The sequence below is a fragment of the Nocardiopsis sp. NPDC055551 genome (assembly GCF_053619415.1).
Map to the genome: position 1 here is coordinate 327775 of NZ_JBSHJJ010000004.1, position 13329 is coordinate 341103.

Below are 13329 nucleotides of genomic sequence, written 5' to 3' on the forward strand. Positions count from 1 at the left end.
CCCCATCAGGGGCCGATGATGTCCGAAAGAGCCGGACGTCCCGGCCGGTGGGAACCGACCGGGACGCGCTCAGTCGTCCAGCCCCTGGTCAATGGCGTAACGCACCAGCTCCACGCGGTTGTGGAGCTGCAGTTTGGTCAGGGTGTTCTGCACGTGGTTCTGCACCGTGCGGTGGGAGATGGTCAGCCGCCGCGCGATCTGCTTGTAGGCCAACCCCTTGGCGACCAGACGCAGCACCTCGGTCTCGCGGGGGGTGAGCCGCGGCGTGCCGTCGTCCCCCTCCCGCGAACGATCGTGTTCGCTCGACAGTCTGCGGTACTCGCCGAGGACCAGACCGGCCAACCCGGGGGTGTAGACCGCGTCCCCGGCGTCGACACGGCGCACCGCGTCCAGGAGTTCCTCGCGCCCGGCCGACTTCACGAGATAGCCCGTGGCGCCGGCCTTGACCGCGGCCAGGACGTCCTCGCTCTCCCCGCTCGCGGACAGCACCAGCACCCTGGGGGGTTCGGGCAGGGCGACCAGGGCGGCGGTGAGTTCCACCCCGGTGGTGTCGGGCAGGTGCAGGTCCACCACCGCCAAGGTGGGGCGGGCCGCGGGCGCGATGCGCATCGCCTTGGCGCCGTCGCCGGCGGTGCCCACGACCGTCATCCCCGCCTCACCGAGGTCTCGGGCGACCGCGTCGAGCCACATGGGGTGGTCGTCGACCACCAGTACCCGGATGTTCTCGCCGTCCATGCCGCCGAGCGTAGCGGGAGTGGGCCCGGGAACACAGCGGGCCGGCCGCTTCGGTCCGAACGCGGGGAGGGGCGGGGAGCACACGCTCCCCGCCCCTCCCCGCGATGGTGGACCCACCTCGGTGGTCAGTCGTCGTCTTCGTCGTCCCCGTCGATGACCACACCGCGGGGCGTCGCCGTGATCGTGATCTCGGTGCCCTCCGGGGCCTCCCCGGAGTGCGACTGATGACCGATGATCCGGCCGCCCAGGATGCGCTCCACCTCGACCTTGAAGCCGGCGTCCTCCAGGGCCTCGCGGGCGTCCTTGATCTTCTCGCCGACCACGTCGGGGATCTCCACGTCCGGCGGGCCGGTGGACACGGTCAGGGTGACGGTGGACCCGGGACCCACGTTGGTGCCGGTGTCGGGTGTCTGGTCGATGACCTGACCCTCATCGACGTTCTCGCTGTCCTCCTCGACGATCTCGACCGTCAGGCCCAGCTCCTCCAGGGTGGACTCGGCGTCCGCGCGTTCCTCACCGGCCAGGCTCGGCACGGGGATGCCCTTACTGACGGTGAGCGTCACCGTCTCCTCACGGTCGGCGGTCGCTCCCGCCTCGGGCTCGCTGGAGATGACCTGACCCGGATCGACGTCGGGCGACTCGACCTCCTCCTGCTCGATCCGGTCGGCGACGAAGCCCAGGTCCTCCAGGTCCTTGAGGACGTCGGCGATGTTCTGCCCGGCGATGTCGGGCATCTCCACCTCCTGCGGCCCCTTGGAGACGTACACGGTCACCGGGTCGCCGGGGGAGAGCCGCTCGCCCACCTCGGGGTCGGTGGAGCCCACCTCGCCCACGGCGACGTCGCTGTAGACCTGATCGTCGGACAGGTCGTAGATCAATCCGGCCGACCGGATCTCGTCCCGGGCGACCTCGGGCGTGGTGCCGACGACGTCGGGGACGGGTTCGTAGCGGCCCAGCAGGAACCACCAGCCGACCACGCCCACGAGCAGCGCCATGGCGGCCGCGCCCACCACCAACAGGCGGTTGCGCGAGAACCAGGAGCCGCCCTCGTCGTCCGGGCCGTAGTCGTCGTCGTAGTCGGCGGCGGCGTTCATGTCGACGACCATCGTGGCGTTCTCGGTACCCGGTCCCGCGCCACCCGCGATCAGCTGGGGCGCGGTCATGGTGACGCCCGCCGCGCCGGTGGGCGCGACCGGGGTCATGCGCTCCTGGGCGCCCGAGGGCGACTCGGGCAGAGTGCTCAGGACCTCCAGCACCTTGGACAGGTACTGACCGGCGTTACCGGGCCGGTACCTGGGGTCGCGCTCGGTGGCCTTGGTGAACAGGGCGTCCACATCGGGGGAGAGCCCCGGCAGGAAGTGCGAGGGTCTCGGCACGTCCTCGTTCACGTGCTGGTAGGCGATGGCGATGGGGGTCTCACCGGTGTGCGGCTGGCCACCGGTGAGCAATTCGTAGAACATGATGCCCGCGGCGTAGACGTCGCTGCGGGCGTCGGCCACGCCCTTCTCGATCTGTTCGGGCGCCAGGTAGGCGGCGGTGCCCATCAGGGTGCCGGTGCGGGTCAGCCCCTGGTTGGACTGCTCGACCGCGCGCGCCAGACCGAAGTCGGCGACCTTGACCCGACCGTCCTCGGTGATGAGGACGTTCTCGGGTTTGACGTCACGGTGCACCATGCCGGCCTGGTGCGCGGCGCCCAGGGCGGCCAGCACCGGGGCCATGAAGTTCAGCGCCTGACGGGCGGTCAGCCGGCCGCGCTCCTTGAGCAGGTCGCGCAGCGTGCGCCCCGGTACGTATTCCATGGCCAGGAACACGTGTCCCTGGTCCTCGCCCTGGTCGAAGACCTGGACCACGTTGGGGTGCGAGAGCTTGGCGACGGAGTGCGCCTCGTTGATGAATCGCTGGACGAAGGAGGGGTCCTGAGCCAGGGACGGGTGCATGACCTTCAGAGCGAGTCTGCGGTCCAGCCTGAGGTCGTGGGCGACGTAGACCGTCGCCATACCACCACCGGCGATCCTGGACTCGACGAAGTAGCGACGGTCCAGCGTCGCGCCTACAAGCGGGTCGGAAGTCGTCATGTCCACGGCGGAGTTGTGTCCTTGCTGCGGGGAGCGCGGGAGATCGCGGCCGATGGCGCGTACCCGACACCAGATGTCGAACCGACACGATAGCGGAATCCGGAGTCGGTTCTGCCCCGCGGTTCATGGTCGCGGCGGCCCCGCACTGTGCGACACACGGGCCGTCCGTGTGCGCTCGGGGGGTGCGCGCGCCTGGGCTGTCTCGGTGGGTGCGGTGCCCTCTCACGGCACACACATTCCATCCAAGGTAGGGGACGACACCAAACCTTCGCTTGGCGCCGCACCGGCCGGCTCTTGACCGAGGGCCGCGGCGACCGCTCCGACCTGCCCGGACACGGACCTCGGACGGGCAGGTCGAGTGGTACTTCGCTCAGACCACGTCGGGACTGGAGGCAAGGGCGTGCCGCCGGATCGGGATGCGCCCGGCACGGCGGGCGTCCCTACCGGCCCGGACCGCGTCGCGCATGGCCCGCGCCATCAGGGCCGGGTCTTGGGCACGGGTCACGGCAGTGGCCAACAACACCGCGTCGCACCCCAGTTCCATGGCCAGGGCCGCGTCGCTGGCGGTACCGATGCCGGCGTCGACGATGACCGGCACGCCGGCCTGTTCGACGATCAGCTCCAGATTGTGCGGGTTGCGAATGCCCAGACCGGAGCCGATCGGAGCGGCCAGCGGCATGACGGCGGCGCAGCCGAGCTGCTCCAGACGCCGGGCCAGCACCGGGTCGTCGTTGGTGTAGGGCAACACCGTGAAACCGTCGTCCACGAGTGTCTCCGCGGCCTCCAACAGCTCCACCGGGTCGGGAAGCAGCGTGTGCTCGTCGGCGACGACCTCCAGCTTCACCCAGTCGGTCTCCAAGGCCTCGCGCCCCAGCCTGGCGGTGCGCACGGCCTCCACGGCGGTGAAGCAGCCCGCGGTGTTGGGCAGTGGACGGATGCCGTTGCGGGACAGGACGTCCCACACCGATCCCTGCGTGCCCGGGGCGACCCGGCGCATGGCCACGGTGGTCAGCTCCGTCCCCGAGGCCAGCAGGGCCTCCTCCAGCACCTCCAGGGAGGGCGCGCCGCCGGTTCCGGTGATGAGGCGGGAGCCGAAGGGGACGCCGGCGATGATCACGGGGTCTTCGACGGTGTCGACATCGGGCCGGGTGTCGAGGATGTCGGTCATGGTTCAGCCTCCCTGTACGGCGGTCAGGACGTCCACGCGGTCGCCCGGCGTCAGGTCCGTGCCGGCCCACGCGGTGCGCCGCACCACCTCGTCGTTGATCGCCACCGCGATCCCGCCGGGGATCGCCCCGTCGCCGGCCGAGGTGAGGTCGCGTACGACCGCCTCGACCGTGGTGGCCGTGCTCTGGCGACTCTCGCCGTTGATGATCAGTTCCACAGTCACTCCCACGTCGTCGGTTCGTCTCACGCGCCGCCATCGGACAGCGGCCGGTCGGCGGCGAATCCATGCGCGTATTCGGGCAGGGCCCCGGTCGTGAGCGCCCGCACCATGACCTCTCCGGTCACGGGGGCCAACAGCACCCCGTGCCGGAAGTGGCCCACGGCCAGGTGCAGTCCCGGCACCCGGGTGGGGCCCAGCAGGGGTCGGTTGTCGGGGGACCCGGGGCGCAGGCCCACGCAGGTCTCGGTGACCTCCAGCTCGGTGACCCCGGGAACGAGTTCGCGCGCGTCCCGCAGCACCTGCCAGAGCCCGCCCGCGGTCAGGGCGGTGTCGTACCCCAGCTCCTCCTGGGTCGCGCCCACGATGACCTCGCCGTCGGCGCGGGGCACCAGGTAGACCGGGAAGCCGCGGACCAGGCCGCGCACCGTCCGCTCCACGAGCGGGGGCTCCCCCTCACGGACCCGGGCGCGCAACAACTGTCCCTTGACCGGCCGGATCGGAGGCAGCACCGGCGCGGGCAGGGTGATCCGGTCGCTCAGGCAACCCGCGGCGAGGACGACCTGGTGGGTCGGCAGAACGGTGCCGTCGGCCAGGTGCACTCCCAACCGGGCCCCGTCGGGACCGGGGGAGGAGACCTCGGTCACGGCCCCGGCCACCTCGCGCGCGCCCGCGCGTTCGGCGGCCCGGGCCAGGGCCGGAAGTAGACGGCGGGGGTCGACGGAGTGATCCTCTGGGGCCAGGACCCCGCCCCGCACCGAAGGGGCCAGGTGGGGTTCCAACCGGCGGCACTCTCGACTGTTCAACCGCTCGGTGGCGATGCCCAGACGTCGTTGCAGGTCGTGGAGTTCATCGAGGACGGCCAGGTCGTCCCGGTCGAAGGCGACCAGGAGCGTTCCGGTGCGGTGGTGGCCCACCGACATGGCGGAGTCCGCCTCCACCTCGGCGACGAAGGAGTCGTACATCCGCGCGGAGCGGACGCCGAGTCCCATGAGTTCCTCCTCACCGAAGATCGCCTCGGTGGCGGGCGTGAGCATGCCCGCCGCGACGGCGGAGGAGGAACGCGCGTCGGCGGGTTCGGTGACGGGATCGGGCTCGACCAGGGTGACGTCCAGACCGTGTCGGGCCGCCCGCCAGGCGACGACCCTCCCGATGACGCCGCCACCGACGACGACCACACCATCGGTGTCGGAACCGGTCCTGTAGCGGGAATCCTCGAAGTCGCGCATGGTGCGCGCTCCCCTCCCTTCGCCGGCATGATCCGGATCAGGTTCGTGCGGTCGGAGACTGCTCGGTCTCCCTCTCAGCCGGGTCCACCCGGCTCCCGCGGGACATGTCTGTTCGCTCCCCGCCATCCTAGGCCAGGTGACCCCGCACGGGTTCGGGCGGTCCTCGGTGGCCGGTGGGGTGTGGCAGATTGGGAGGGTGACACACAAAGACCTCGACATCGACGAACTGGTCGGCGACTGGCTGACCCTGCGCGAGGCGGCCGAGCCGCTGGGCGTCAGCCCGAACCGGATCAAGACGTTCATCCGCGAGAACCGCCTCATGGGCGTGGTTCGCAAGGGAGAACTCTCCATCCCCGCCGCCTTCCTGGACGGTGACGACCTCGTCAAGGGGCTGCCCGGCACCATCGTGCTGCTCTCCGACGCGGGTTTCTCCACCGAGGAGGCTCTGCGCTGGCTCTTCACACCGGACGACACCCTTCCGGGGACCCCGATCCAGGCCATGCGCGAGAACCGGGGCACCGAGGTGCGTCGCCGCGCCCAGGCCATGGCCTTCTGAGTGATCGCCGTTCGCTCCATGGGGCGCACCGGGGGGTGCGCCCTTGGGCCCCTCGACGACCAGGGCCTAATGTGTCGGGTGTGAGGACCAACCACGGAACCAGCCTGCGCGAGCGCCTGGACGCATCCCTTCTGTACCTGTGCACCGACGCCCGTACCGAGCGCGGTGACCTCGCCGAGTTCACGGACGCGGCCCTGGCCGGAGGGGTGGACATCGTCCAGCTCCGGGACAAGGGGCTGGAGGCCCGCGAGGAACTCGCCGCGCTGGAGGTCATGCGCGAGGCGTGCGAACGCCACGGCGCGCTGCTCGCCGTCAACGACCGCGCCGACATCGCCCGCGCGGTGCGCGCCGACGTTCTGCATCTGGGACAGCGCGATCTGCCCGTGTCCATGGCCAGGGACATCATCGGCGCGGACCCCGTCATCGGGCGATCCAACAACGACGTCGAGGCCGCCATGGCCTCCGCCGAGGAAGCCGGCAGCGACTACTTCTGCGTCGGACCGACCTGGGCCACCCCCACCAAGCCGGGACGCCCTGCCGCCGGCCCGGCCCTGGTGGAGAAGGCCGCCGCACTGGGGACCGAACGACCCTGGTTCGCCATCGGCGGCATCGACCTGACCACCATCGACGAGGTGCTCGACGCCGGCGCCTCGCGTGTCGTCGTGGTGCGCGCCATCACCGAGGCGGAGGACCCCCGTGCCGCGGCGGTCGCCCTCAAGGAACGGCTCACCGCGCGGGCCTGAACCGAGGCGACGCCTCACCGGACCCGGTGACGGGGAACCTCCCGGGGATCAGCACCTCGGGTCCGCCGAACTCGACCGCGCACTCCGCACGGCGGTGGTCGGGAAGAGACCGCCGATGTCAGACCGCGACGTGCGCCAACGCGCTCGGATGACGGCGCAGGAAACCCTCGATGGATTGCGCCGGGTGCCCGGTCAGGCTCGGCACGGTATCGGCCACCACGTCCATCTCCCCGTTCGCGATCGCCGCGTACGACGACGCCCACCCCTCGACCTCCCACTCCGCGGCTCCGGTGCGCCGGCGTGACTCCAGCGCCTCCTCCCAGTTCTGGGGCACGTAGTGGATGGTGCGGCCGGTGAGCCTGCCCAGCTTCTCCACCGTGGCGCCCACCGACAACGCCTCCGGGCCGGTCACGTCGTAGGTGGTCCGCTCCGACGCGGCGATCACCACGGGGTCGGTCAGGACGGCGGTGGCCACGTCGGCCACGTCGTCCCGGGACACCCACGCGGCCCGACCGTCACCGGCCGGGCCGCGCACCACTCCCTCGTCGTCCACCCAATGGGGCAGCAGGTCCAGGTACAGGCTCGGTCTCAGGAACGTGTAGGACACACCGGTGGATCTGATGTGCGCCTCGGTGAAGAAGTGCGTCCGGGCGAAGGTGAAGGTCGAGGCCGGGCCCGCACCGAGGAACGACAGGTACACGATCCGGGAGACCCCCGCCTCGACCGCCGCGTCCACCGCGCTGACGTGGGTCTCCATTCGTTCCTCGGACTCGGTGGCCGAGACCAGGAACAGGGTGTCCACCCCCCGACAGGCCCGCGTGAACCCGGCCCCGTCCTCGTAGTCGGCCATCGACGCGCTGCTGCCCGGGTACTCCGGGGCGCGATTGATGTCGCGCACGATGAATCGCTGTGTCGACCCGAGCCGAGCGATCCGGGCGGCCACGCGCCCGCCCACCGCTCCCGTGGCTCCGGTCACCCCTATGGTGTGGTTTGTCATGTGATCGTCACCCATGACAGCCATCCTGGAGTATGGGGACGTGCCGGCCGCTCATCGGCACGCCCCTTTTTGAGCTCATCGGTCAGCGGGTGGTGTGCTCTTGGGGAGCCTCCTCGTTCCCACCCGTGACAGGGGCGATCGTACGGGTGATGCGCCGGTAGGTCAGGCGGCGCAACAGCACCTCGGCCGGGCCACGACGCCCCGCGCGCTCCAGCGCGTAGGCGCCCACCACGGTGAGCAGCCACACCCCGACCGCGTACAGGAACATCGTCCACGAGGACATGTGCGCGGCCAGCCCCAGGCCCCATGCGGCCAGCAGCGGCGCGCACAGCACGGATTGGGCCAGGTAGGCGCTGAGGGAGCGCTTCCCCGTCGCGCTCAGGGCGCTCACCAGGATGCCCCGGGTTCGTCCCCGTTCCCGGACCCGGTACGCCACCAGGGCGATCAGCGCGACGTACCCGAGCCCGCAGAACAGGCCGGTCGACATGTGCGGGATGGCCAGCGCCTGCCCCTGGATCGGGGCCAGGTCCCACACGCCGATCTGGGCCAACGCCAGGGGGAGACCGCCGAGCCAGCCGACGGTGATGCCCACGATCGCGACCCCGCGCAGCAGGGGCAGGTTCCGTTCCGGCTCCTCCAGGATCCGGCGGCGCGCGGCCCAGAACCCGAACAGGGCCGCGGCGGGCAAGGCCGGGATCAGCAGCCCCTGCCCGACGCTGAGGGGCCAGGCCAGCATTCGCATGACCGCGGCGGACAGGATGGACGTCTCGGCGATGTCGGCGGCCGTGACCAGAACGTCCTGATCGCCCATGTCGACCTCGCCGAGGATCGGCAGGAGCAGGAGGACGATCACGGACAGGAGCGCGAGCAGGCCGGTCAGCACGGCGCCCCACACGAGCAGTGTCCCGCTCTTGCGCCGGAGGAACAGCCATCCCAGGACCAGCCCGAGCATGCCATAGGCGCCGAGGATGTCGCCCATCCACAGCAGCAGTGCGTGGAAGAAGCCGAAGACGAGGAGCCACAGGTTGCGGCGGCGCAGCAGGGCGTCGACGCCCTTGACGTCGGCACCCGCCGCCTCCTGGCGCCTGGCCAATTGCACCATGCCGTACCCGAACAGGAAGGCGAACATCGGGTAGCTGCGCATGTCCACGGCCATGACCGTGAAGAACTGCACGACATCGTCCAGTGCGCCCTCAGGGGTGGGGTGCGCGGTGATGCCGGTGTTCGGTGCGGCCCCCAGGTACCAGACCGTGTTGGCCAGGGCGATGAAGAGCAGCATGAAGCCGCGGGCGAGGTCCGGAGCGAGTGCCCGTTCGGCCGTGGTGGTCGGCCCGAGAGGGGCGGTGTTTCTGGCCATGGGAGGGAGCGCTCCGGTTTCAAGGTCTATCGTGGATTCCGATTCATGCCGGAATCGGGCTGTGGGCGTAATTTGAAAAAGGGTATAAAAAACCCCGAAGACCCCAAAATCAATCCTTCGGGGTTCGGGGTTCGGGGTTCGGGGTTCGGGCGGATCGCCGATCAGTGGGAGCGGCGGGTGGCCGCGACGACCAACTCGCGCAGCGGGTCACGCGCGCCCTCGTCCAGCTCCGGGTCCTCCAGTGCGGCGAGCGCCTGCTCGGAGTACTCCTCGACCAGCGACTCACAGGCGGTCAGGGCGCCGCTGGACTCCACCAGGGAGCACATCCACTCCACCGAGTCCGTCGACAGGTCGGGCACGCCCAGCAGCGAGCGGAAGCGCTCGGCGTCGGTCTCACCGGACCGCGCCAGGGTCTCGGCCACCACCAGGGTCCGCTTGCCCTCGCGCAGGTCGTCACCGGCCGGCTTGCCCATGGTGGTCGGGTCGCCGAACACGCCCAGCAGGTCGTCGCGCAGCTGGAAGGCGATCCCCAGCGGGACGCCGTAGTCGGTGTAGACCCGGGCGAGCTCCTCGCCCCGCCCGGCCAACGCGGCCCCCAGGTGCAGCGGACGCTCCACCGTGTACGCGGCGGTCTTGTACCGCATCACCCGAAGGGCGGCCTCACGGGTCTCGATGCCGCGGACCTGCTCCAAGGTGTCCAAGTACTGCCCGGCCATGACCTCGGTGCGCATCGCGTCGAAGGGAGCACGCCCGTCCTGCAGCGTCCGCGGCACGAACCCGCAGGCCTGGTACATCTCGTCGGACCAGGTCAGGCACAGGTCACCGATGAGGATCGCGGCGCCACGACCGAATCCGTCGCTGTCGCCGCTCCAGCCCTCGTCGGCGTGCAGCCGTGCCATGCGCTTGTGGGTGGCGGGGGCGCCGCGCCGGGTGTCGCTGTTGTCGATCACGTCGTCGTGCACGAGCGCGCAGGCCTGGAGGAACTCCAGGGACGCGGCCGCGCGGATCATCCTGGCGTCGCCCTCGGCCCCGCCCGCGCCGCGCCACCCCCAGTAGGCGAAGGTGGGACGCAGCCGCTTGCCGCTGGAGACGATCGCCTCCAAGGAATCCATGGCGGGGGCCAGCTCGGGGCCGATCTCCAGCAGCCGGACACGGTGTTCGGCGCAGAAGTCGGACAGTTCGCGGTCCACGTCGGAACGGATGACGGACACGGCTGAAAAGGCAGTAGAAGGGGCCATACCCAGCAGGTTAGTCCCTGGTCGAGAGGGTAGGGGCCCGGGTGTTCGGCGGCCGGGCAAGGGTGTGAGGGCCGGTTCCCGGTGATGGAATTCTCGGTGTCCGAAATGTGGACAAGTCGTGATGCGGGCGCACCCCTCGGAGTGGGGTCTCGGATCAGCGAAAACCCGCCATAATAGGGACTTTTGGTTCAGATCTGGGTCGAACAGGAGGTTTCCGGTAAAAATCCCCCTGTCTCACATGATGGTACGTGAGACGATGTCGCCGATAGGTATCTTGAAACATGAGATGAGGTGTCCGCGAATCGGAGGTCCTGGCCTAGGGTGGAAAGCATGCTCGCTGCACCCACGCGCCTCGTGGCGCCCCGAGGCCCGGCCCCCAGGCCGCGCCATATCCGAGACCTGCTCGACTCGGGCGAGCCGCTGTTCTCCTTCGAGTTCTTCCCGCCCCGCAACGCCCGTTCGCAAGAGCGTCTGTGGCGGGCCATCCGGGAGATCGAGGCGCTGGGTCCCTCGTTCGTCTCCGTCACCTACGGAGCCGGCGGCGGTACCCGCGACCTCACGGTGGAGACCACCGAGCGCATCGCCACCGACACCACGCTGATGCCGGTCGCGCACATGACGCTGGTCGACCACTCCGTCGCCGAGTTGCGCCACCTCATCGGTCGCCTGTGCGACGCGGGTGTGTCCAACATGCTGGCCGTGCGCGGTGACCCGCCCGGCGACCCCGACGGCGCGTGGGTCCAGCACCCGGAGGGACTCACCTACGCGGAGGAACTGGTCCGCCTGCTCAAGGAGAGCGGCGACTTCTCCGTGGGCGTGGCCGCCTTCCCCTACAAGCACCCGAGATCGGCCGACGTCGAGGTCGACACCGACCACTTCGTGCGCAAGTGCCGGGCGGGCGCCGACTACGCCATCACCCAGATGTTCTTCGACGCCGAGGACTACCTACGGCTGCGCGACCGGGTGGCCGCCCGGGGCTGTGACATCCCGATCATCCCCGAGGTGTTCCCGGTGGTGAAGACGGCCTCGATCCGGCGCTCGGAGATGCTGTCGGGCGCCCCGTTCCCGCGTGCGCTGGCCGAGCGTTTCGAGAGCTTCGGCGACGACGCCGAGGCGGTGCGGGCGTTCGGGATCGAGCACGCCCAGAAGATGTGCGAGCGGCTGCTGGCGGAGGGCGCGCCGGGCATCCACTTCATCACCTTCAACCAGTCCACGGCCACCAGGGAGATCTACCGGGAGATCGCTCCGGAGCGGCAGGGGCCGTCAGCGGCAGACGCGCGGCCATGATCGAGAAGGGCTGGTCCGGGCTCCCCGGGAAGGAGAACGGGTCCAGCACCTCGACGAACCCGCACGAGCGGTAGAGGTGGCGTGCCGCCGAAGGGCCCGAACGCGTGGACAACACGGCCGTGTGTTCGGGCCTTCCCTCGCACAGTCGGTGCAGCATGCGGCGGCCGATGCCCAGGTTCTGGGCGTCGGGGTGTACGTGCACCTCGGCGATCTCCAGGGGGTCGCTCAGATAGCGCTTGAGGTGGCCCCGCCGCCCCCGGACGCGCATACCCGTGGTGACGACGTCGTGCCACCACTGGCCACTCGCACCGTGGAAGGCGTAGGCGAATCCCACCGCGCGCTCGTCCTGGACGGCCAGGATGGCGCGGAACCCCGGATAGCGGGTGTGACCGTGCATGACGGAGGCCCGGCCCGGCAACTGTTCCGGGGGTGGTCGCATGGCGGCCTCGTAGACCTCCAAAAGCGCCGGAACGACGTGCGCGAAGGCGCCGGGGGCGAGTTCACGTAACTCGGTGTCGACTGCCACGGGTCCAGAGTAGGCGGTGGCACCGCCGTTCGACCTGGTTTTCCCGGGGCCGATGCGCCCGTTGTTCCCCCCGGCTCTCCTTGACGCTCCGCGCGTGGGGGTGTTAACTGGTGTCTATCGAACAGGAGTTCGATACGCCCGCCGATGTGCGGGTGAGGCGAGGCCGGGTCGGGGAGGGGAAGCCCTTACCCGGCCTCGTCGTACGTTCCGGCCGCCGCCCGACCGGGCCGGACCCACGAAGAGCCGGGTGCCGTCCGAAAGGGCGGCACCCGGCTCTTCGTGAGTGATCGTGCTTGTTTCGCGCCCGGGGTCAGAAGGCGTCGACGGCGCGGCGGGCCTCGGGGTCGAGGACGCCCCAGTTGATGAGCTCCTCGGTGAGGTCGCCTGGGGACTTGTCGTAGATGACCGCGAGTGAGCGCAGGTCCTCCTGGCGGATGGACAGCACCCGCCCGTTGTAGTCACCCCGCTGACTCTGGATGGTGGCGACGTAGCGGGAGAGAGGACCGGCCTTCTCCTGCGGGAGCTGCTGCATACGCTCCAGGTCGATCACCAACTTGGGTGTCGGGCCGAGCGGAGTGGGCGCGGCGCCGCCGGGCAGCAGCTCCGACATCGGCACGCCGTAGAAGTCGGCGAGCTCGGCCAGCTTCTGGACGGTGACGGCGCGGTCGCCGCGCTCGTAGGAGCCCACCACGACGGCCTTCCAGCGTCCGTGGGACTTCTCCTCCACTCCGTGCAGGGAAAGGCCCTGTTGGGTGCGGATGGCACGCAGTCGCGCACCGAGGGACTTGGCGTATTCGGATGGCATCTTTTTGTCGCTCCCGGCCGTGACGGTGGCTGGCGTGAGTGGGGGAGACGTCCGCTCGTACTCGGCGGGCCGCCTGGGCGGTCCAGCGGATGGTCACGGGGTGCAACCCCACCCGGTAGTGGTTACAGACAGTGACGGTAGAGGGGGGTCGGTGTCCAGGTCAAGCCGTTGGTGTGAAACGCGACTAATCAGTGGCCAAACCGTGCGTAGGTGAGACGCCTCTCATTTGTGGAGGGGTCGGGACGAGTGGGGCGCTCTCGGGGGTCGCAAAGCCCACTCCTGCAGGGAATTTCGTGTTTCCCACGGATTGGGTGCGATTCCGGAGTGTCATGAAATGGATACTCTTTGCTGGGCAATCCGTGGCATGTGATGTGATGAGCATCACACTTGTGCTTTC

General features: G+C 70.0%; 13 protein-coding genes and 1 riboswitch. Of the genes, 3 read left to right on the forward strand and 10 right to left on the reverse strand.

What is annotated here, in order from left to right:
- Positions 1-69: 69 nt before the first annotated feature.
- From ACWGSK_RS10065 to thiO, 5 genes are all read right to left on the reverse strand, one after another.
- Positions 70-735 carry a response regulator transcription factor gene (locus tag ACWGSK_RS10065; RefSeq protein ID WP_358508233.1) on the reverse strand — a complete coding sequence of 222 codons (666 nt, stop codon included), beginning with the start codon at positions 733-735 and terminating at the stop codon, positions 70-72.
- A 125-nt stretch (positions 736-860) separates the two neighbouring features.
- Entirely contained in the window at positions 861-2816 is a 1956-nt protein-coding gene (gene pknB, locus ACWGSK_RS10070; protein WP_452455667.1) for a Stk1 family PASTA domain-containing Ser/Thr kinase, read from the reverse strand.
- A gap of 364 nt (positions 2817-3180) precedes the next feature.
- Positions 3181-3978, reverse strand: coding sequence for a thiazole synthase (locus tag ACWGSK_RS10075; protein WP_358508229.1), 798 nt, complete (start codon positions 3976-3978; stop codon positions 3181-3183).
- 3 nt (positions 3979-3981) lie between these two features.
- On the reverse strand, positions 3982-4194 hold the full coding sequence (gene thiS, locus ACWGSK_RS10080) for a sulfur carrier protein ThiS (RefSeq protein ID WP_358508253.1): 213 nt from the start codon (positions 4192-4194) through the stop codon (positions 3982-3984).
- Positions 4195-4220: 26 nt separating this feature from the next.
- Positions 4221-5423 (reverse strand): glycine oxidase ThiO, encoded by a 1203-nt coding sequence (gene thiO, locus ACWGSK_RS10085; RefSeq protein WP_358508228.1) that lies wholly within the window; start codon positions 5421-5423, stop codon positions 4221-4223.
- A riboswitch (TPP riboswitch) is annotated at positions 5421-5532 on the reverse strand. Its footprint overlaps the gene before it by 3 nt.
- Positions 5533-5619: 87 nt before the next feature.
- Here thiO and ACWGSK_RS10090 point away from each other — a divergent pair.
- Together ACWGSK_RS10090 and thiE are read left to right on the forward strand one after the other, a co-directional pair.
- Entirely contained in the window at positions 5620-5979 is a 360-nt protein-coding gene (locus tag ACWGSK_RS10090; RefSeq protein ID WP_358508226.1) for an Rv2175c family DNA-binding protein, read from the forward strand.
- Between the two features lie 80 nt (positions 5980-6059).
- Positions 6060-6722, forward strand: coding sequence for a thiamine phosphate synthase (gene thiE / locus ACWGSK_RS10095; protein WP_358508224.1), 663 nt, complete (start codon positions 6060-6062; stop codon positions 6720-6722).
- A gap of 118 nt (positions 6723-6840) precedes the next feature.
- Here the strand turns inward: thiE and ACWGSK_RS10100 are convergent, their stop codons facing one another.
- From ACWGSK_RS10100 to ACWGSK_RS10110, 3 genes are all read right to left on the reverse strand, one after another.
- Complete coding sequence (locus tag ACWGSK_RS10100) at positions 6841-7734, reverse strand: SDR family oxidoreductase (protein ID WP_358508222.1); 894 nt, start codon at positions 7732-7734, stop codon at positions 6841-6843.
- Between the two features lie 67 nt (positions 7735-7801).
- Complete coding sequence (locus ACWGSK_RS10105; protein ID WP_358508221.1) at positions 7802-9076, reverse strand: DUF418 domain-containing protein; 1275 nt, start codon at positions 9074-9076, stop codon at positions 7802-7804.
- Positions 9077-9237: 161 nt separating this feature from the next.
- A complete protein-coding gene (locus ACWGSK_RS10110) occupies positions 9238-10314 on the reverse strand; it encodes a polyprenyl synthetase family protein (protein ID WP_452455668.1) in 1077 nt (358 codons plus the stop codon).
- 354 nt (positions 10315-10668) lie between these two features.
- Between ACWGSK_RS10110 and metF the strand changes: the two genes are divergently transcribed.
- Positions 10669-11601: a methylenetetrahydrofolate reductase [NAD(P)H] gene (gene metF / locus ACWGSK_RS10115; protein WP_358508251.1), complete on the forward strand. Its 933-nt coding sequence runs from the start codon at positions 10669-10671 to the stop codon at positions 11599-11601.
- Here the strand turns inward: metF and ACWGSK_RS10120 are convergent.
- Together ACWGSK_RS10120 and bldD are read right to left on the reverse strand one after the other, a co-directional pair.
- The gene (locus ACWGSK_RS10120; RefSeq protein WP_452455669.1) at positions 11516-12127 is read right to left on the reverse strand and encodes a GNAT family N-acetyltransferase; all 612 of its coding nucleotides are present in this window, start codon (positions 12125-12127) and stop codon (positions 11516-11518) included. The two genes, metF and ACWGSK_RS10120, sit on opposite strands and share 86 nt — an antisense overlap.
- Positions 12128-12437: 310 nt before the next feature.
- Positions 12438-12932 (reverse strand): transcriptional regulator BldD, encoded by a 495-nt coding sequence (gene bldD, locus ACWGSK_RS10125; protein ID WP_013154123.1) that lies wholly within the window; start codon positions 12930-12932, stop codon positions 12438-12440.
- Positions 12933-13329 lie beyond the last annotated feature (397 nt).

Bases quoted from the DNA above. Each gene is read 5' to 3' on its own strand.
- ACWGSK_RS10065 (WP_358508233.1), bottom strand. From the start codon at position 735: ATGGACGGCGAGAACATCCGGGTACTGGTGGTCGACGACCACCCCATG.
- ACWGSK_RS10075 (WP_358508229.1), bottom strand. From the start codon at position 3,978: ATGACCGACATCCTCGACACCCGGCCCGATGTCGACACCGTCGAAGAC.
- thiO (WP_358508228.1), bottom strand. From the start codon at position 5,423: ATGCGCGACTTCGAGGATTCCCGCTACAGGACCGGTTCCGACACCGAT.
- ACWGSK_RS10100 (WP_358508222.1), bottom strand. From the start codon at position 7,734: ATGGGTGACGATCACATGACAAACCACACCATAGGGGTGACCGGAGCC.
- ACWGSK_RS10105 (WP_358508221.1), bottom strand. From the start codon at position 9,076: ATGGCCAGAAACACCGCCCCTCTCGGGCCGACCACCACGGCCGAACGG.
- ACWGSK_RS10110 (WP_452455668.1), bottom strand. From the start codon at position 10,314: ATGGCCCCTTCTACTGCCTTTTCAGCCGTGTCCGTCATCCGTTCCGAC.
- bldD (WP_013154123.1), bottom strand. From the start codon at position 12,932: ATGCCATCCGAATACGCCAAGTCCCTCGGTGCGCGACTGCGTGCCATC.